We start from the raw sequence: 18044 nt of genomic DNA on the forward strand, positions 1-18044 counted from the left end.
CTCATTCGGCCTTGATGGCGGCGTCGCGGATGACCGCGCTCCATTTCTTGGTTTCGTCGGCGATGAACTGGCCGAACGCCGCAGCGTCGCGCGGCTGTGCGTCGAGCCCCTGGGTGAGAAGCTTCTGCTTCACGTCCGGCGCGGCGAGATCGGCGAGGATTTCGCGTGACAGAAGGTCGACGATGGCCTGCGGCGTGGCTGACGGCGCCATGAAGCCGTACCAGCCGGACGCGACCACGTTCGGCAGGCCCTGCTCGCGCAGCGTCGGCGCCTGCGGATAGATCGCGCTTCGCTCGGTGGCGGCGACCCCGAGCACGCGGAAATGTCCGGACTGGATATAGGGCAGCGCGGTGCTGATCGCGGTCAAGGTCGCATCGACGCGGCCGGCAAGCAGCTCGGTGTACGCCATCGAATCGCCGCGGAAGGGAATGTTGAGGCCGGTGACGCCGGCGTCGCGGAACAGCAGCTCGGCGGCGAGATGCGGCTGCGATCCGGCCCCCGGCGAGGCAAAGGTCAGGCCCTCGGGCTTCGACTTGCCGTAGGCGAGCAGCTCGGTCAGCGTCTTGAACGGCGCGTTGGCGCTGATCATCAGGAAGATCGGCGCGACGATGGTGCCGGCGACTGGGCGCAAATCCTTGGCCGGGTCGTAGCTCAGCTTGCCGAACAGCGCCTCGGCGGTGACGTAGGGCGCGGCGGCGTAGAGCAGGGTGTAGCCGTCGGGCGGGGCGCGGGCGACGACGTCGTTGGCGATGCGGCTGCCGGCGCCCGGCTTGTTCTCGACGATGAATTGCTGGCCGAGATGGTGCTCGAACTCTGTCGCCAGGATGCGCAGCGAGATGTCGCTGGCGCCGCCGGCCCCATAAGGACATATCAGCCGCACCACCCGTGCGGGCCAATTGGCCTGCGCCATGGCGCGGTGGCTGAGCGCCAGCGCAGCCCCGGCGCCGAGAAGGGCACGTCGCGTCATTCCAGGTGGTCTCATGGCGCTTCTCCCTGAATGCTGCATTTTCCTGCCTGTGTTGCTCCGGCGCGTTCTTCGCTGGCGCCTTGAGGTCGTTGTCGTTGCTCTGTCGGGTGGCGTCAGATCACCTTGCGCCGGGCGAGCTCTTCCATCTCCTCGTCGGACAGGCCGAGCCAGCCCTGGTAGACCTCGCGGTTGTCCTGGCCGACGTCGCCGGCGGCATGGCGCAGCGTCGCCGGATCGTTGCTGAAGCGCGGCACGACGTTCGACATCGCCACCGAGCCGAAGTCGCGGTCCGGCACACGCGTGATCATCTCGCGCGCCTTCGCCTGGGGATCCGCCGCGATCTGGTCGATCGCGTAGATCGGCGCAATCGTGCCCTTGGCCGCGGTGAAGCGGGCGAGGACGTACTCGAGGTCGTGCGAGGCGCACCAGGCGGCGAAGATCGCGTTGAGCTCGGTCGCATGCGTCACGCGCGAGGCGTTGTCGGCAAAACGCTCATCGTCGATCAGGTCGGGACGATCGATGGCGCGGCAGTTGGCGGCGTAGAGCGCGTTGGTCGAGCCGGCCAACGTCACCCAGCGGCCGTCGCGGGTGCGATAGACCGCAGCCGGCGCCGAATAGCCATTGGCATTGCCGATCCGGCTGCGGCTGAAGCCGAGCTGGTCATGCTCGACCGGCAGCACGTCGAGCAGACGAAACACCGCCTCGGTCAGCGCGAGGTCGATCTCTTCGCCCGGCGCCTCGGGATCAACAGCCCGCTTCCACAATGCGGCCAGCACGCCGAGTGCGCCGAACGCGCCGCCGATGGCGTCGCCGATCGGATAGCCCGGATGCGTCGGCTCGCCATCGGCCTCGCCGGTGATGTAGGTGAGCCCGCCCATCGCCTCGAAGATGCGGGCAAAGCCGGGGCGGTCCCGATACGGTCCATCCTGGCCGAAGGCGGTGGCGCGCAGGATGACGAGGCGCGGCTGGATCGACCACAGCACCTCCTTCGGCAGTCCCCAGCGATCGAGCGTGCCGGGACGAAAGTTCTCGATCAGCACGTCGAAGCGCGGCAGCAGCCGCTTGAACAGCGCGAGCCCGTCCGGCGTGCGCAAATCGAGCGTGGCGAAGCTCTTGTTGCGGTTGGCGGTCTTCCACCACAGCGGCTTGCCGTCCTTGAACGGCGGAAAGGTGCGGACGCCGTCGCCTTGGCCCGGCATCTCGATCTTGAGCACGTCGGCGCCGTAGTCGGCGAGCAGCGTCGCCGCGAACGGCGCCGCGATGATCGTCGCTATATCGAGAACCTGCAAACCCTGGAGTGGCCCGGCCATGGCGTCCCGTACCTGTCTCAGCCGAGTTCGGCAGCGAGCGCCGCGCGCGGCGCGATCTCGGGCTCGGCTTCGTTGATGAGGCCGCGGATGCTGGCCGCGAGCGCCGTGATGCGCGGGCCGATCTCGGCCTCGAGCTGGCCCGGCTGCAGGCGGAAGGCGGGTATGCCGCAATTGATCGCGAAGGCGCGGCCGGAGCTGGCCGCGTAGTGCAGCGGCGCAGCGACCGCGTGAATCGCGGGCATGTATTCGCCGACGCAGGTGCAGAAACCGCGCTCGGCACATTGCGCGATGCCGCCGAAATAGGGCTCGCGGAAGCTGGTCCATTGCTGCGGATGATCGGCAGCGAGCTGGGCGTCGAAGCGCGTGGCCTCGGCGCGCGGCAGGACGGCTGCCGCCGCGCGTCCCATGGCGGTCGCGACCACGGTGATCGGCATGCCGATGTCAGGAACATGCGGGCCGACGTCGCCGGAACGTGCCGTCTCGACATAGACCACGGCGCTGCCGTCGAGCAGGCCGATCGACACTGTGCCGCGCACGCTCGCTGCGAAATCCTGCATCAGTGGCCGTGCGATCTGCCGGAACGGCATGTCGGCGAGCAGCGGATGCGCCATCCGCAGCGCGCGGACGCCGAGGCGATATTTCGCGAGGTCCTTGTCGAAGGAGAGATAGCCAAGCTCGGTCAGCGTGTGGGTCAGCCGGGCGACGGTCGGCCGCGGCATGCCGATGCGTACCGATATGTCCATGTTGCCGAGCACCGGTGATCCGGTCCCGAACGCCTCCAGCACGAGGAGGCCCTTCGCCAGCGTCGTGGCGAAAGCGGCGTCGCCGGCACTGTCGGCCAGCATCGTTTCAACGGCACGGTCGCGAACGGGGAGAGGGGATCGTGAGGCAGCAGACATGAACGGCAGAATGATCGATCGTCTTGGTGGAGTCCATATATTTGTAAAAGATGGATACGATCGTCCACTATGTGGACAATTCCACGTGGTGAGCGCGTTCGCCGTTCAACCAGCCGGGTTTTCTCCCCCGATCGTGGGTTGTGGGGCAGCCGCAGGCCCGCTACCGCTGCCGCCTCAACGTGTGGGAGGCAAATCCATGTCGACGTCAGTCAAGCAGATGCTCGAAGCCGCCAACGCCGCGGTGCCGAAGATCACGCCCGCCGAGGCGCAGGCGATGATCGCCAAAGGCAACACGCTCGTGCTCGACGTGCGTGATGCGCCGGAGGTCGAGAAGAGCGGCAAGATCGAAGGCGCGCACCACGTCTCGCGCGGCATGCTCGAATTCCGCGCCGATCCGGACTCGCCCTATCACGACAAGAACTTCGCCAAGGACAAGAGCGTGATCATCTACTGCGCCTCCGGGGGTCGCGCCGCATTGTCCGGCAAGACGCTGAAGGACCTCGGCTACGACAAGGTGTTCAACGCCGGCGGCTTCAAGGACTGGGCCGACTATGGCGGCGCGGTGGAGAAGCCGATCGAGCCGGGGATGTGAGATCACGCGCGCTGCGACGTCTGCATCGCTGCGATGGCAACGAGCGCGGCAGCCAAACCTGACGCCGCGCCGACGCCGAGCGCCCAGCGCGGACCGAAACTGTCGGCCACCCAGCCGACGATCGGCGCGCCAATCGGCGTGCCGCCAAGGGCGACGCCGACGCGCAGCGCCATCACCCGGCCGCGCATGGAGGGCTCGGTCGCGAGCTGCATCAGGCTGTTGGTGGTGTTGGTGAACATCAGCGCAGCGACGCCGATGACGACGAGCGCGGCGCCGAACAGCCAGATGGTCGGAGCGAGCGCAGCCAGCGTGCAGCCTAGCCCGAACAGGCCGCTGCCTGCGAGCAGCGCGCCAAATCTCGGTCGGTGCTGGCTGGCGTTGAACAAGGCGCCGGCGACCGTGCCGACGGCCATGACCGAGGACAGCAGGCCATAGCCGCGCGCATCGCTGTTGAAGACCTTGATCGCCATGGTCGAGACGAAGATCTGGAAGTTGAGTCCGAACGTCCCGATCAGCGCCAGCATGATCAAGGTGGCCCGAAGCTCCGGCTGGGACCATGCATAACGAAAGCCGGCGGTGACGCTCGCCAGGACGTTTCCCTTGGCGTGCAGCGCGCGCGGGTTGGGACGCAGATCGGCGGTGCGGAGCAGGCTCAACGACGCCAGCACGGCCATGAACGACGCGCCGTTGATCAGGAAGGCCCAGCCGGTGCCGAACGCCGCGATCACCATCCCGGCGATTGCAGGGCCGATCATCCGCGCGGCGTTGAACGATGTCGAGTTGAGCGCGATCGCGTTGGGCAGATCATTGTCGCCGACCAGCTCGGCGACGAAGGTCTGGCGCACCGGTGCATCAAAGGCTGCCGCGCAGCCGAACAGGAATGCGAACACGTCGACATGCCAGAGCTGGACGACGCCGGTGACGGTGAGGACACCAAGGATGAGCGCGAACGCGCCCATCGTCGCCTGGGTGGCAATTAGTATCCGCCGCTGATTGAAATGGTCGGCCACATATCCGGTCAAAGGCAGGAGCAGGAGCTGCGGTCCGTATTGCAACGCCATCACCATGCCGACGGCGGAGGCGTTGTGCGACGTGAGCTGGATCAGCACCAGCCACGTCTGGGCGGTGCGCTGCATCCAGGTGCCGATATTGGAGACGAATGCGCCGGCCGCCCAGATCCGATAGTTGAAATTGTGCAGCGACCGGAACATGCCCGGCGCCGGGCCCGTCATGATCGCTCCCGCAGGTCGCCGCCATGGAGCGAGCCGAAATGTCGCGCGAGCATCAGGCCGATTGCGAGCGAGCCGAGGCCGAGGGCCACGACATCGCTTGTGTTCCTCAGTTCGAAATCGCCGACGCGGCAGACCAGCAGATAGCCGACGGCGACGTTGAACAGGCCCCAGAGCACGTTCACCGTCGACGAGGAGAGGCCGCGCCCGGAGGGTTTCGCGAACGGGCTCTGGAACGGCTGTCCCATCAGGCCGGCGACGACATGCGGAACAGCGTTGGCCAGGAAGACACCGCCGAAGAAATAGGAAACGAGATCGAGCCAGCTCATGTCAGGGGTTCCTCGCGCCGAGCAGTCTGATGATGTCCGCGGACGTGCCGGTCTCGCCCAGTCGCGGAAAGACGTTGGTGAGGCTGTACTGATGCGCCTCGGGGCGCGTGTCGGTCATGGCGTCGACGGCGAGCGTGACGTTGAAGCCCTGCTCGTACGCCTGCCGCGCCGTGGATTCGACGCCGGTGCCGGTCGCCACACCGGCGACGACCACCTGCGTCACGTCGCGCGCCCTCAATCGTGCTTCCAGATCGGTGCTGGCGAAGGCGCCCCAGGTCCGCTTGGTCACCACGATATCGTTCGGTTGTCGGTTCAGCTCGGGGACGAGATCGGTCCAGTCCGCAGGGAACGGCGCAGTGCGATGTGGCGTCCGCTCGGTCCGCCCCGGCGCGGTGCCGGCGACGTTGACCAGCACGACAGGAAGCCCGAGTTCGCGGAAGCGTTCCGCCATGGCACAGGCGCGCGCAATGATCTCACCGACCGGATGCAGCAGGGGCCCGCCGACGATGCCTTTCTGCAGGTCGACGACGATCAGCGCGGTGTTCGGATCGAGCTGCGTCAGCGCCATCACTCATTGCCTTTCGATGGAAGGGATTTGCGCAATGCGCGCCTCAGTCATCGACGAGCCGTCGGAGCAGCGCGATGGTTGAAGCGAGTTGCTGCTGCTCCGCCGGCGAAAGCCGTGCGGCGATGGTGCGCGACAGCCAGTCCTGCCGTGCGGCGCGTCCTTCGTCGATCCAGATGCGGCACGCTTCCGTCAACGAAAGAATGGTCTGTCGGCCGTCGCCCGGGTCGGGCGATCCGCGCACGAGGCCGGCGCGTTCGAGCGCCGCGATAATGGGGCCCATGGATTGCGGCCGCATGCCCTCGGTCCGCGCGAGGCTGGAGGCCGTCGCGGGCCCGTCTTTCTCGAGGCGAAGCAGCACGGACACCTGAGACGGCGGTAGATCCCCGGCGTCAGCCTGCTCGCGCAGTCGGCGTTTCAGTTTGCCGGCAACCGCACGCAACTCGCCAGCCAAAGCACGGGCAGCGGACGGGGGGACTTTTTGGGACGACTGTCGGTTCACGTCACAAGGCTATGGCAGTCCAACTATGAAGTCAATCTTATAAGTTTAACTGAACATATGGGCACGGTTCCGGGAGGCGTTGCGGCGAACGCGTTCGCTCTGCAGGAGCCTGGATGGTGCTCGTGACGTCAGGAAGCGGATGATCTACTTCCCGATCTTCGTCCACAGCCAGCGCGCCACCGCTTGCGGGGACGACTCGGCATCACTACCGGACGCGCGCAGATTGGCCTGCTGCATCGTCGCGATGTCGATGCGGCCGAGCAGCGGCCGGAGTGCGTCCTGCAGCGCGCGGTCATCACTGCGCTTCGGCGACAGCAGCAGGATCGCGTCATAGGGCGGGATTGCGTGCTGGGGATCGTCGAGCACCACGAGATCATATTTGGCGATCAGGCCGTCGCTGGTGTAGCCGGCGATGATGTCGACCTCGCCTGAGGCCACCGCCGCATACATGAAGTCCGGCTGCATCTGGCGCTGGGCGCGAAAGGCGAGCCCATAGGCGTCGCGCAACGCAGCCCATTCGGGGCGTGAGAAGAACTCGTAGTCGCCGGCGATCGACATCGTCGAAGTGTGGCGGGCGAGGTCGGCGATGCTGCGGATGCCGAGCGCCTCGGCCTTCTTGCGCGGCATCACCAGCGCGTAGGCGTTCTCGAAGCCGAGCTCGCCGAGCAGGGTGACCTTGTCCTTCGCGAGGTCCTGCTTCAACGCTGTGAGCAGCGCCTCGCGCGGCAGCTGCTCCTTGTGATGAAACTGATTGGCCCACAAGGTGCCGGAATAGTCGACATAGACGTCGATGTCGCCGTTCTTCAACGCCTCGTAGATCACGCTGGAGCCGAGCCCGGCGCGCGACGTCGCCGAAAGACCGGCGGCCTGCAGCCGCTCGCTGATCAGCGCAGACAGCACATATTGCTCGGTGAAGGTCTTGGCGCCGACCACGTAGCGCGCGGAGCCGCCGGCGAGGGAGGGCAGCAGGCTGGCCGCCACCATCAGCGCGATCGTTGCCGTCCCCAGGCCGACGCGAGCCCGGCTACGCGTACGCAGGCCGTGCTCGATCAGCGCCAGCAACTGATCGACCGCGAGCGCCAGCACGGCGGCGGCGACGCAGCCGAACACGACCAGCACCCAGTTCTGGGTCTGCAGCCCCGCAAAGATGTAGTTGCCGAGCGAGGTCTGGCCGATCGGCGTCGACAGCGTCGCGGTGCCGATCACCCAGACCGCCGCTGTGCGGATGCCGGCCATGATGACCGGCAGCGCCAGCGGCAGCTCCACCATCGTCAGCGCCTGGCGTTCGGTCATGCCGACGCCTTTCGCTGCCTCGATCAGGCTGGCGTCGACGCCGTTCAGCCCGGTGATGGTGTTGCGCAACACCGGCAGCATCGAATACAGCGCCAGCGCCAGCACCGCCGGCAGGAAGCCGAATGCCGAGAATGACAGGCCGAACCAGCGCAGCGTGAGTGCGGCCAACGCCAGCAACAGCGGATAGAACAGCGCGAGCAGCGCCAGTCCCGGCACGGTCTGCACCACGCTGGCCGCGCCGAGCATGACATTGCGCAGGGCAGGGCGGTTGCGCGCGAGCAGTGCCAGCGGAAAGCTGACCGCGAGGCCAAGCGCGAGCGCGGCGATGCTGACGCGCAGATGGCTGCCGAGATAGTCGGCGAGATGCGACAGCGCCTCGGCGAAGCGCGGATCGGACAGAACGCTCATGCCGCGCCGCCTTCGGGCAGTAGCGCCGCGAGCCGCGCGGCCTGCCGGCGCGGCGTCGTCATCAGTTCGGCGACATAGGGCTCGCGGCTGACGGCGAGCTCGGCCGCGGTGCCGACCTCGATCAGGCGTCCGCTGCGCATCACGGCGATGCGGTCGGCGAGCAGCAGCGCCTCGGTGATGTCATGCGTGATCATCACCGTGGTCAGCTTCAACCGCTCATGCAGGGCGCGGTAGTCGTTGCCGAGCGCATCGCGCGTCAAGGGATCGAGCGCGCCGAACGGCTCGTCCATCAGCACGATCCGTGGGCTGGCGGCAAGCGCTCGCGCCACGCCGACGCTGGCCGCCGGAGAGCTCGTGCGGCAGGCGGTCGCGATGAACCGTGCGGTCGAGCTGGACGAGGTCGAGCAGCTCGTCGACGCGGCTCGCGATCTCGGCTGGCGGCGTACCCAGCAGCCTGGGGGTGATGCCGATATTGGCGGCAACCGTCATGTGTGGAAACAGTGCGCCGTTCTGGAACACGGTGCCGATGCGGCGGCGCAGGCCGACCGGCTCGAGACCGCCGATATCGTCGCCGGCTATGCGGATCGTGCCGCTGTCTGCGTCGATCAGCCGGTTGGTGAGCCGCAGCAGCGTGGTCTTGCCCGAGCCGGAGCCGCCGACGATGGCCAGGAACTCGCCCTCGGCGATCTCCAGCGAGACGTCGTCGACCGCGGCCACCGCGCCTGCCGGGCCGGGGAAACTCTTGCGGACGTTGGCGTAGGCGATGAGGGGCGTGCGCTGCATGCGGCCTTGGTGGGCGAGGTGGCCTGGAGGGCTCAGGCAGACCACCTAGCACGTCCGGCGCTTGCGTTGAACTTCGCCGCGCAAGCGGCTAAGCCGTCCCGGCCATTTTCGGGGAGGAACTTGGACGTGACGCAGTCAACGGCCGCCGCGGTCTCGCTCGACGGGACCACGGTCGCATTCCGTCTCGCCGGCGGACGCAGCTACACCGCCGTCGAGACGGCGGATCTGGCCGTCGCCGACGGCGAGTTCGTCGCCATCGTCGGACCGACCGGCTGCGGCAAATCCACTCTTCTCAATGTGGCGGCGGGGCTGCTGAAGCCGGCCGCGGGAAACGTGCGCATCTTCGGCAAGCCGCTCGGCGGCCTCAATCGCGATGCGGGCTACCTGTTCCAGGCCGATGCTCTGTTCCCGTGGAAGACGGCGCTCGAGAATGTCGCGATCGGGCTGGAGGTCGCGGGCACGGCGCGCGCCGAGGCCACGGCGAAGGCGCAGCAATGGCTGACATCGGTGGGCCTCGGTGCATTCGGCAACCGCTATCCGCACATGCTGTCGGGCGGCCAGCGCAAGCGTGTCGGGCTCGCCCAGGTTCTGATCCGCAATCCCCGCATCATCCTGATGGACGAGCCGTTCGGTCCGCTGGACGCGCAGACGCGGCAGATCATGGGCAATCTGCTGCTCGACCTCTGGAGCGCTGATCGCAAGGCGGTGCTGTTCGTGACCCATGATCTCGAGGAGGCGATCGCGCTCGCCGACCGTGTCGTCATCATGTCGGCGGGACCTGCCTCGCGCATCATCGGCGACTGGCGCGTGTCCCTGCCGCGCCCGCGCGACATCTTCGAGGTGCGCATGAAGCACGAGTTCCACGAGCTGCATCGCGATATCTGGCAGACGCTCAAGGCCGAGGTCGAGAAGACCTACAAGCAGGCGGAGGCGGTGTGATGTCGCGTTCGGCTGTCCGCCAAGCACTCAGGTCGGACTCCCCTCCCCCTTGCGGGGAGGGGGCGGGGGTGGGGGTCCCAGGAAAGACTTCCCGTGTGGACCCGCCACCCCGACCCTCCCCAGCAAGGGGGGAGGGAGCACACCGCCCGTGCGGCGCGCACATTGTTTACGCCATCTACAGCGGAGCAGCCTGAATGTCGCGTCTCGGTCTGCTTGCGCTGCAGCTGCTCGTCGCGATCGTCACGATCGCGCTGTGGCAGTTCTTCGCCACGGTGCCGGTGTTCGGGCGCATCTGGCTGCCGCCATTCTTCTTCTCCAACCCGCAGGACGTCTTCACCCAGGTGATCAAATGGTTCGCGACCGGCACGATCTGGAAGCACCTCGCGATCACCTTGTGGGAATCGATCCTGGCGTTCGCGATCGGCTCGCTCGGCGGCGTGCTGGTCGGCTTCTGGTTCGCGCGCAAGCCGCTGGTCGCCGCCGTGTTCGATCCCTACGTCAAGATGGCCAATGCGCTGCCGCGCGTGGTGCTGGCGCCGATCTTCACGCTGTGGCTGGGCTTAGGGATCTGGTCCAAGGTCGCGCTCGGCGTGACGCTGGTGTTCTTCATCGTGTTCTTCAACGTCTACCAGGGCGTCAAGGAAGTCTCGACCGTGGTGCGCGACAATGCCCGCATGCTCGGCATGAGCGAGCGGCAGCTGATGCGCCACGTCTATTGGCCGTCGGCGCTGTCGTGGATGTTCTCGTCGCTGCACACCTCGGTCGGCTTCGCGGTGGTCGGCGCCGTCGTCGGCGAATATCTCGGCTCGGCGGCCGGACTCGGCTATCTGATCCAGCAGGCCGAAGGCATCTTCGACGTCGCCGGCGTGTTCGCCGGCATGTTCGTGCTGTCGGCCTTCGTGATTTTGATCGACGTCGGCGTGACACTGGTCGAGCGGCGGCTGTTGGTATGGCGGCCGGATGCGGCGGATGGCCGGTGATAGGCGTGTTGGCGCGCCACCCTCCGCTGTCGTCCCCGCGAACGCGGGGACCCATACCGCGTGATCTCGCGGTTGAAAAAGACTGGTCGTCCCGCGTGCCACAAACGACGGCCGGTGGTTATGGGTCCCTGCGTTCGCAGGGACGACAGCGAGTTTGTGGCGGCCTTCTCAATCCACGCGCACCGTCCTAATCTGACCGACAACATGAACGGAGGAAATCAATGAACAAGATGTTGGGCCGGGTCACCGGCGCGCTGCTGGCGCTGACGTTGAGCACCGGTCTCGCCTCGGCGGCATCCAAGGTCACGATCGCGATCGGCGGCGGCGCCTGCCTGTGCTATCTGCCGACGGTGCTGGCCAGGCAGCTCGGCGAGTATGACAAGGCCGGGCTCGACGTCGAGCTGGTCGATCTCAAGGGCGGATCGGATGCGCTGAAGGCCGTGCTCGGCGGCAGCGCCGACGTCGTGTCGGGTTACTTCGACCACTGTGTCAATCTCGCGGCCAAGAAGCAGCAGATGCAGTCCTTCGTCGTCTACGACCGCTATCCCGGCCTCGTGCTGGTGGTGGCGCCGTCGCACAACAAGGAAATCAGCTCGGTCAAGGATCTCGCCGGCAAGAAGGTCGGCGTCAGCGCGCCGGGCTCGTCGACCGACTTCTTCCTCAAGTACATGCTGAAGAAGAACGGCCTCGATCCCTCGGGCACCGCGGTGATCGGCGTTGGCCTCGGCGCCACGGCGGTGGCCGCGATGGAGCAGGGCCAGATCGATGCGGCCGTGATGCTCGATCCTTCGGTCACGGTGCTGCAGGGCACGCATCCGGACCTGAAGATCCTCTCTGACACCCGCACCCAGCACGACACGCTCGAGGTGTTCGGCGGCGAGTATCCCGGCGGCGCGCTGTATTCGACGGCGGCCTGGATCGCGGGCCACGACAAGGAGACGCAGGCGCTGACCAATGCGATCGTGGCGACGCTCAACTGGATCCATGCGCATACGCCGGAGGAGATCATGGCGAAGATGCCCGAGGAGCTCGTCGGCAAGGACAAGGCGCTGTATCTCGCGGCGCTGAAGAACACCATCCCGATGTATTCGGAGACCGGCAAGATGGACCCGAAGGGCGCCGATGCCGTGCTCGCCGTGTTCAGCACCGGCTCGCCCGATGTCGCCAAGGCCAATGTCGATGTCAGCAAGACCTTCACCAACAAGTTCGTCGAACAGGCGAAGGGCGCGAAATAGCGGATGACAGACGTCGTCATCCGCCGCGTCACCGCGCTCGACCTCAAGGTCGAGCCCTGGGACTGGCCGTTTGCGAACCAGCGCCGCGACGAGATCGCGGCGCATTTCGCCGAGCGCCAGCGCGAGAAGCCGGGCCTGTGGAACGGACGCGTGCTGCTCGGCCGCAATCCGCGCTTCACGGATGGCCTGTTCGCGGCGAGCTATTTCGAGACCGACTTCGCCAGCCTGTTGGCCTGGCGCGACTGGGGCTTTGCCGATCGCACGGCCTTCAACGGTTTCGGCATGGGCGCTCTGCGCGCCGCCGACGGCGCCTTCGTGCTGGGTGAGATGGGGGCGCACACCGCCAATGCAGGGCGGCTGTATTTTCCCGCCGGTACGCCCGATCTCGCCGACGTCAGCAATGGTGCGCTCGATCTCGCCGCAAACGTCGCGCGCGAGGTCGAGGAGGAGACCGGGCTCGCGCCGTCGGACTACCAGGCGGCAGCGCATTGGGACTGCGTCGTGACCGGCGCCACCATCGCGCTGATGCGCGTGCTCGACGCTCCGCAAGCGGGTGACGAGCTGCAGCGCCGCATCGAGGCCAATCTGGTCGCGCAGGACGAGCCGGAACTCTCGCGCATCCAGCTGGTTCGCAATCGGGGCGATCTGAGCGCGGCGATGCCGCGCTTCGTCACCGCCTTTCTCGAGACCCAGTTCAGCGACACAGGTGGCTGCTCATGACCAAGAAGGCGCGCACGCTCGCGACCGAGCTCGACGGCTTCATCTCGCCGTTCCGGATCGATGGCGGCCACAAGTTTCACCTCAAGTCGCACAAGACCAAGGTGAAGGGCGGCCTCGACAAGGAAGAGGGCGAGGCGATCATCGAGCAGAACCGCAAGCGGCTCGCCGACTTCCAGGAGAAGCTCTACGCGCAGGACCGCTGGTCGGTGCTGGTGCTGCTGCAGGGCATGGATGCTTCGGGCAAGGACAGCGCCATCAAGAGCATCTTCGAGGGCGTCAATCCGCAGGGCTGCGAGGTGACGTCGTTCAAGCAGCCGACGTCGAAGGAGCTCGACCACGACTTCATGTGGCGCAGCGCCATCGCGCTGCCCGAGCGCGGCCGCATCGGCATCTTCAACCGCTCCTACTACGAGGAATGCCTGGTCACGCGCGTGCATCCGGAGGTCCTCAAGGCGGAGAAGCTGCCGCCGAGGCTCGTCACCAAGAACATCTGGCGCGAGCGCTTCGAGGACATCTCCGCGTTCGAGCGCTATCTCTCGCGCAACGGCACCGTGATCCTGAAATTCTTTCTCAACATCTCCAAGGAGGAGCAGCGCGAGCGTTTCCTCGACCGGCTGGAGCAGCCGGCGAAGAACTGGAAGTTCTCGATGGGCGATGTCAACGAGCGCGCCAAGTGGCACCGCTACCAGGCGGTCTACCAGGACATCGTGCGCCACACCTCAACGCCTTATGCGCCGTGGCACGTGGTGCCGGCCGACCACAAATGGTTCGCCCGCGTCGTGATCGGCTCGACCATCGTCGCCGCGCTCGAAAGCCTCGACCTGCATTTCCCGCGCGTCGATCCGGCCGCGCTCGACGAGTTCAAGGCCGTGCGCAAGGCGCTGGAGACCGAAGGCAAGGGCGGGAAGAAGAGCTGAGAGTAAGGGGCAGGCTGAGGCAGACGGCCAACCACAGTCTCTCGTCATTCCGGGGCGCGCGTAGCGCGAGCCCGGAATGGCGGAAGAGAGACCGCGTGCGATCAACGAAGCCCTGCGTCGAGTTCGCTCCGGCTTGGCATCACCTCACGCCGCGCCGGCCTGACGTTGGTCGGTGGCATCCATCGCCAGGAACTGCCGCGCGAAATCCGCCGCCGGCATCGGCCTGCCGAAGTGATAGCCCTGGCCGTGCTCGCAGCCGAGGCGGAGCAGGAAATCGGCCGTCGCCTGGTTCTCGATGCCCTCGGCGATCACCGACAGGCCGAGCTGCTTGCTGAGGCTCACCGTCGAGCCGACGATCGCGGCGTCGTCGGCCTGGGTCAGCACGTCGCGGACGAAGGAGCGGTCGATCTTGAGGCCGTCGAGCGGAAACTTCTTGAGATAGCTGAGGCTCGCATAGCCGGTGCCGAAATCGTCGAACACCAGGCTGACGCCGAGGGCCTGCAGCCGGTTGAAGGTCTGCAGCACGCCGGGCTCGTCGTGCAGCAGGATGTCCTCGGTGACTTCGAGCTCGAGCAGCCCCGGCGACAGGCCCGTCACCGTGAGCAGCTTGCTGACGAAGGCCGCGAGGTCGCCCGACTGGAACTGTGACGGCGACAGGTTGACCCCGACGCGAATGTCATGGCCGGCGAGCTGCCAGTCCCGCGCCTGCCGGCAGGCGGTCGCCATGACCCAGGTCGCAACCGCCTCGGACAGCGGCGAGGTGTTGACGACGGGAATGAAATCACCGGGAGGCACGAGGCCGCGCGTCGGATGACGCCAGCGGATCAGCGCCTCGGCGCCGATGACGTGGCCATGCAGCAGCTCGACTTGCGGCTGGTAGAACAGCTCGAATTCCTCCCGCTCGACGGCGAGCGCGAGCTCGGCCTCGAGCGTCAGCCGCTGCTCGAGCTCATGGCGGATCGCGCTTTCGAAGATCACATGGCTGCCGCGGCGGTCCGTCTTGGCGCGACAGAGCGCGAGGTGGGCGTTGCTGAGCAGCTCGTCGGCATTGTGGCCGCCGTCTGGATGCACCGCGACGCCGAGGCTGACCTTGACCCGCTGCTGCCGCGCGCCGGTCTCGAGCGGCGATTCGAACAGCTGCGAAAGATGCCCGGCGAGCTCGGCCACGGTGCCGCCGATCGCGGAGCAGGGAATGGCGACCGCGAACTCGTCGCCGCTCAGCCGGGCGACGCGGCCCATGCTCCCGATCTCGGCCCGGAGCCGCTGGGCGGCGGCGCGCAGCACGCTGTCGCCGAAGGCGTGGCCGAGCATGTCGTTGATCTCTTGGAACGCGTCGAGCCCGATCACCAGCAGCACGACCTGGTCGGAGGCGGCGTCGGCCGTCTCGATCATGGCGGCGAGATCGGTCTGCAGCGTGTTGCGGTTGATCAAGGCGGTGAGCGTGTCGTGCTCGGCCAAATAACGAATGCGTTCCGCCTCGCGCTTGCGCACCGAGATGTCGCGCAGGATCACGCCATATTGCAGGCCGTCGGCGCCCTGCCAGGCGGAGAAGCTCGCCTCGACCGGAAACACCTCGCCGTCCTTGCGGCGGCCGTCGAACTCGACAGTGGCGCCGCCGGGCAGCAGTGTCGCCGGCAGCGCCGCCTCCTGCCGTGGAAACAGGTCGTGCGTGTCGCTGCCGTCGGCGCGCAGGCGCGCGAAGGGCTGGCCGATGATCTCGTCGGCGCCGTAGCCGAAGATCGCGACCGCGCCCGGATTCCACACCGTGATCCGCTTGTCCTGATCGGTGCACACCAGCCCGTCGCCGATCGACATCGCGATCCGCTCGAAGCGGCTTTCGGCGACGTGGCGCAGCAGGCCGCGAAAATCGATCTCGTCGAGCGCGGTCGCCGCGAGGTAGGCTATGAGCGCGATCTGCAGCAGAGAGGTGTCGAACACCAGCGCATAGCGGTCGTGCAGCACCAGCGCCACGGCTTCGATGACGATGCTGATCATCGCGATCAGGAGCGCGCGCCGGGCCGCCGAGAGGTGCCGCCAGCTCGCCAGCATGATCATGACGATCAGCAGCAGGCCGGCGACGGTGGCCGCAGTCGATGTCGCGAGCAGGGTGCGATGCTGGATGATCGACTCCGCCGCCAGCGCCTGCAGCACGACGCCGGGCAGAACGCGGCCATTCGGCACGCTGTAATAGTCGCCGAGCTCGATCGCGGTTGCGCCGACGATCACCCGCTTGTCCTTGAGCCGGGCCAGCGCCGTCTCGTCGCCGCGGAGGACGTCGACATACGACACTTTGGGCAACGACGACGGGTCGATGCCGTAGTCGACCAGGAACGCGTTGTCCTTGACCGCATCGCTGCCGGCGAGGAACGCTCCCATGGTTTGCAGGAAAGTCCTCCTGCCGCCGGTCTCGCAAAATTCGCCGAGAGCGTAGCTTCTGACGCGGCCGTCACGCGCGACCTCGATGTTCACGAAGGCCGACCAGGCCAGCTGTTCGAACTGCGGCAGCGGCCGGTTGACGTGAATGGACGTGTCCTTGCCCGCCGCGTCGAGCTGCTTGAAGGCCGGCAGCACGACCGAGCCCTTGGCATTCTGCAGTGCGTTGAGGAAGGCCTGATCGCCGGCGGCGTCGGATGGCGTGCTGAAATCGACGTCGAAGGCGACGTCGCGGACGCCGGCTCGCTGCAATTGCTCCAGCAGGCGCGCATGTTGGGTCCGCGGCCATGGCCAGACGCCGATGGCCTCGATCGAGCGCGGGTCGATCGCGACCACCGCGATCTCGCCGCTGGCAGGGCGGTCGTCGAGGCGAAAGCGCAGATCGACGAGGGCGTGGCTGAGCAGCTCGTAGCTGCCGGACAGGCCGACCGTCAGCAGCGCAACCACGACCAGAATATGCGGCATGAACCGCCTGAACATGCCCCCTCCCGAACGCCCGCGTGCCACGCCTACACCCGCTTTCGCGATCCCGAACTCATCTTGCCGCCAACTGCAGGGCTCCGCGCCGCGTGACGACGTGTGATGCCCGGGATGGTCACATCAATTCTTGTTATGGCCATAAGCGTAGGCGTTGCCATTGCCATGGCCGCTATTGCCATGGCCGCTGTTGCCATTCCCGCCGTTGCCGCTGTTTCCGTTGCCGTTACCGTTGCTGTTGTTGCCGCTATTTCCGTTGTTGCCGCTATTGCCACCGGCGCCGCCGTTCCCATTGTTGCCGCCGCTGTGGCTACTTCCATTGTTGCCGCTGCCGTTGGTCGTCGCGAGGTTGGTGCTGGCGGAGCCGCTCGGCGAGCCGACTGCCGCGGTCACGGCGGCTGCGACCGAGGAGTCGCCCGACGTGCCGCCTGCGGTCGCCGCATTGCTCGTCGAATTGCCGTTGTTGCCTCGCGCATCATTCCAGGCGGTGCTCCGCCCTGCGCCGACGGTCGGCGCATGGGCGCCATGGGCGAGGCCGCGCGTCGCCTTCTGGATGTTGAGATTGACCTCGCCGATCGACGCCGAGATCCGCACGACGTTCGGCCTTGCTGCAACGGAGGTCGTGGCGGAATGTTGCGGCGAACCGGCCAATGCGCCCGAGCGCACTGCGGCGCCATTGGCGTTCAGTGCGTGGATCACGCTGCCCTTGGCTTCGCGCGGCGCATGCAGGCCGTCGCGCGGCACCGGAACGCGATCGATCGTGGGCGTGCGCGGGCGGCCCTGCTCGATCGGGCTGAAGGTGCCGGAACCGGACAGGCTGAGGCCGGACCGGCCATTGGTGAAGGCGGTGGCGGCCTGGCCGGGCTGGACCTGGGCGATCTGCCCGGTCTTGAAGTCGGACACCTGCACCTGGCCGCGGCTGACCTCGACCTTGGTGCTGCGGCCTGAGATCGTGACACTGAACTGGGTGCCCTTGACCACGGCTGCGAGATAGGGCGTCTCGACCTCGAAATGCTGGACGTTGCGCTTCTCGACGTCGAGCAGAATCGAGCCGGCGCGCTGCAGGATGGTCGTCGCCAAACCGTCCTTCGGCGCGGCAGGCAGGCCGACTTCGGAGTTCGGCGCGATCACGATGGTCTCGGCGCCGCGCGTCAGGCGCACGCGCCCGGTCGGCCCGGTGCGGATCGTATCACCCGGCTTGAGCGGCTCCTCGGAACCGAGCGACACCTGCGCCGCGCCCGGCGTGGTCACCCAGACCTCACCCGAGGATTTGCTCAACAGCCACGGCTCACCGTCGGCGGCGAACGCGGCCGGCGCTGCGCCGAAAAGGCACGCAGCGATCAGTCCTGGTATCAGGAAACGCTTGGATGACATGGCACGAACTCGCGTCGTTGGCGGCTTTTGAAACTAATCGAAATGTTTCAAGAGACCCTTAGGAGTTGCGGCCGCGTTTTCTTCACGCATTT

At 67.0% G+C, this 18044-nt stretch carries 16 protein-coding genes and 1 pseudogene; 6 read left to right on the forward strand and 11 right to left on the reverse strand.

Annotated features, from left to right (window positions below):
* Nucleotide 1 precedes the first annotated feature (1 nt).
* From S58_RS10110 to S58_RS10120, 3 genes are all read right to left on the reverse strand, one after another.
* On the reverse strand, nucleotides 2–982 hold the full coding sequence (locus tag S58_RS10110) for a Bug family tripartite tricarboxylate transporter substrate binding protein (protein ID WP_042339156.1): 981 nt from the start codon (nucleotides 980–982) through the stop codon (nucleotides 2–4).
* Between the two features lie 98 nt (nucleotides 983–1080).
* Complete coding sequence (locus S58_RS10115) at nucleotides 1081–2277, reverse strand: CaiB/BaiF CoA transferase family protein (protein WP_015665194.1); 1197 nt, start codon at nucleotides 2275–2277, stop codon at nucleotides 1081–1083.
* A 17-nt stretch (nucleotides 2278–2294) separates the two neighbouring features.
* Nucleotides 2295–3122, reverse strand: a complete 828-nt coding sequence (locus tag S58_RS10120) for an IclR family transcriptional regulator (protein ID WP_015665195.1) — start codon at nucleotides 3120–3122, stop codon at nucleotides 2295–2297.
* 250 nt (nucleotides 3123–3372) lie between these two features.
* Here S58_RS10120 and S58_RS10125 point away from each other — a divergent pair, with 250 nt between their 5' ends.
* Entirely contained in the window at nucleotides 3373–3768 is a 396-nt protein-coding gene (locus tag S58_RS10125; protein ID WP_015665196.1) for a rhodanese-like domain-containing protein, read from the forward strand.
* A 2-nt stretch (nucleotides 3769–3770) separates the two neighbouring features.
* Here S58_RS10125 and S58_RS10130 read toward each other — a convergent pair whose 3' ends face one another.
* The 6 genes and pseudogenes from S58_RS10130 to S58_RS10155 form a co-directional block, all read right to left on the reverse strand.
* Nucleotides 3771–5000: an MFS transporter gene (locus tag S58_RS10130; protein WP_015665197.1), complete on the reverse strand. Its 1230-nt coding sequence runs from the start codon at nucleotides 4998–5000 to the stop codon at nucleotides 3771–3773.
* Nucleotides 4997–5326: a hypothetical protein gene (locus S58_RS10135; RefSeq protein WP_015665198.1), complete on the reverse strand. Its 330-nt coding sequence runs from the start codon at nucleotides 5324–5326 to the stop codon at nucleotides 4997–4999. Before S58_RS10135 ends, S58_RS10130 begins: the two co-directional genes overlap by 4 nt.
* A gap of 1 nt (nucleotide 5327) precedes the next feature.
* Nucleotides 5328–5894 (reverse strand): isochorismatase family protein, encoded by a 567-nt coding sequence (locus tag S58_RS10140; protein ID WP_015665199.1) that lies wholly within the window; start codon nucleotides 5892–5894, stop codon nucleotides 5328–5330.
* 43 nt (nucleotides 5895–5937) lie between these two features.
* The gene (locus tag S58_RS10145) at nucleotides 5938–6393 is read right to left on the reverse strand and encodes a MarR family winged helix-turn-helix transcriptional regulator (protein ID WP_015665200.1); all 456 of its coding nucleotides are present in this window, start codon (nucleotides 6391–6393) and stop codon (nucleotides 5938–5940) included.
* Nucleotides 6394–6537: 144 nt separating this feature from the next.
* Entirely contained in the window at nucleotides 6538–8094 is a 1557-nt protein-coding gene (locus S58_RS10150; protein WP_015665201.1) for an ABC transporter permease/substrate-binding protein, read from the reverse strand.
* Nucleotides 8091–8877 (reverse strand): annotated as a pseudogene (locus S58_RS10155) (ATP-binding cassette domain-containing protein). The gene S58_RS10150 and the pseudogene S58_RS10155 overlap by 4 nt, the downstream one beginning before the upstream one ends.
* 126 nt (nucleotides 8878–9003) lie before the next feature.
* Here S58_RS10155 and S58_RS10160 point away from each other — a divergent pair.
* The 5 genes from S58_RS10160 to S58_RS10180 all read left to right on the forward strand — a co-directional run bounded on the left by S58_RS10160 (nucleotide 9004) and on the right by S58_RS10180 (nucleotide 13668).
* A complete protein-coding gene (locus tag S58_RS10160; protein WP_015665204.1) occupies nucleotides 9004–9816 on the forward strand; it encodes an ABC transporter ATP-binding protein in 813 nt (270 codons plus the stop codon).
* 194 nt (nucleotides 9817–10010) lie between these two features.
* Nucleotides 10011–10796, forward strand: a complete 786-nt coding sequence (locus S58_RS10165) for an ABC transporter permease (RefSeq protein WP_015665205.1) — start codon at nucleotides 10011–10013, stop codon at nucleotides 10794–10796.
* A 221-nt stretch (nucleotides 10797–11017) separates the two neighbouring features.
* Nucleotides 11018–12031, forward strand: coding sequence for an ABC transporter substrate-binding protein (locus S58_RS10170; RefSeq protein ID WP_015665206.1), 1014 nt, complete (start codon nucleotides 11018–11020; stop codon nucleotides 12029–12031).
* Nucleotides 12032–12034: 3 nt separating this feature from the next.
* Nucleotides 12035–12751 carry a hypothetical protein gene (locus tag S58_RS10175; protein WP_015665207.1) on the forward strand — a complete coding sequence of 239 codons (717 nt, stop codon included), beginning with the start codon at nucleotides 12035–12037 and terminating at the stop codon, nucleotides 12749–12751.
* A complete protein-coding gene (locus S58_RS10180; protein WP_015665208.1) occupies nucleotides 12748–13668 on the forward strand; it encodes a polyphosphate kinase 2 family protein in 921 nt (306 codons plus the stop codon). The genes S58_RS10175 and S58_RS10180 overlap by 4 nt, the downstream gene beginning before the upstream one ends.
* Nucleotides 13669–13812: 144 nt before the next feature.
* Here the strand turns inward: S58_RS10180 and S58_RS10185 are convergent, their stop codons facing one another.
* Together S58_RS10185 and S58_RS10190 are read right to left on the reverse strand one after the other, a co-directional pair.
* A complete protein-coding gene (locus S58_RS10185) occupies nucleotides 13813–16581 on the reverse strand; it encodes an EAL domain-containing protein (RefSeq protein ID WP_015665209.1) in 2769 nt (922 codons plus the stop codon).
* A gap of 120 nt (nucleotides 16582–16701) precedes the next feature.
* Nucleotides 16702–17952, reverse strand: coding sequence for a FecR family protein (locus S58_RS10190; RefSeq protein WP_015665210.1), 1251 nt, complete (start codon nucleotides 17950–17952; stop codon nucleotides 16702–16704).
* Nucleotides 17953–18044: the final 92 nt, after the last annotated feature.

It is taken from the genome of Bradyrhizobium oligotrophicum S58, from assembly GCF_000344805.1.
GTDB classification, from domain to species: Bacteria; Pseudomonadota; Alphaproteobacteria; order Rhizobiales; family Xanthobacteraceae; genus Bradyrhizobium; species Bradyrhizobium oligotrophicum.

Excerpts from the sequence above, each read along its gene's own strand:
- S58_RS10110 (WP_042339156.1), bottom strand. The coding sequence starts at position 982 with ATGAGACCACCTGGAATGACGCGACGTGCCCTTCTCGGCGCCGGGGCT.
- S58_RS10180 (WP_015665208.1), top strand. The coding sequence starts at position 12,748 with ATGACCAAGAAGGCGCGCACGCTCGCGACCGAGCTCGACGGCTTCATC.
- S58_RS10140 (WP_015665199.1), bottom strand. The coding sequence starts at position 5,894 with ATGGCGCTGACGCAGCTCGATCCGAACACCGCGCTGATCGTCGTCGAC.
- S58_RS10120 (WP_015665195.1), bottom strand. The coding sequence starts at position 3,122 with ATGCTGGCCGACAGTGCCGGCGACGCCGCTTTCGCCACGACGCTGGCG.
- S58_RS10175 (WP_015665207.1), top strand. The coding sequence starts at position 12,035 with ATGACAGACGTCGTCATCCGCCGCGTCACCGCGCTCGACCTCAAGGTC.
- S58_RS10170 (WP_015665206.1), top strand. The coding sequence starts at position 11,018 with ATGAACAAGATGTTGGGCCGGGTCACCGGCGCGCTGCTGGCGCTGACG.
- S58_RS10115 (WP_015665194.1), bottom strand. The coding sequence starts at position 2,277 with ATGGCCGGGCCACTCCAGGGTTTGCAGGTTCTCGATATAGCGACGATC.
- S58_RS10150 (WP_015665201.1), bottom strand. The coding sequence starts at position 8,094 with ATGAGCGTTCTGTCCGATCCGCGCTTCGCCGAGGCGCTGTCGCATCTC.
- S58_RS10135 (WP_015665198.1), bottom strand. The coding sequence starts at position 5,326 with ATGAGCTGGCTCGATCTCGTTTCCTATTTCTTCGGCGGTGTCTTCCTG.
- S58_RS10165 (WP_015665205.1), top strand. The coding sequence starts at position 10,011 with ATGTCGCGTCTCGGTCTGCTTGCGCTGCAGCTGCTCGTCGCGATCGTC.
- S58_RS10190 (WP_015665210.1), bottom strand. The coding sequence starts at position 17,952 with ATGTCATCCAAGCGTTTCCTGATACCAGGACTGATCGCTGCGTGCCTT.
- S58_RS10125 (WP_015665196.1), top strand. The coding sequence starts at position 3,373 with ATGTCGACGTCAGTCAAGCAGATGCTCGAAGCCGCCAACGCCGCGGTG.
- S58_RS10130 (WP_015665197.1), bottom strand. The coding sequence starts at position 5,000 with ATGACGGGCCCGGCGCCGGGCATGTTCCGGTCGCTGCACAATTTCAAC.
- S58_RS10185 (WP_015665209.1), bottom strand. The coding sequence starts at position 16,581 with ATGTTCAGGCGGTTCATGCCGCATATTCTGGTCGTGGTTGCGCTGCTG.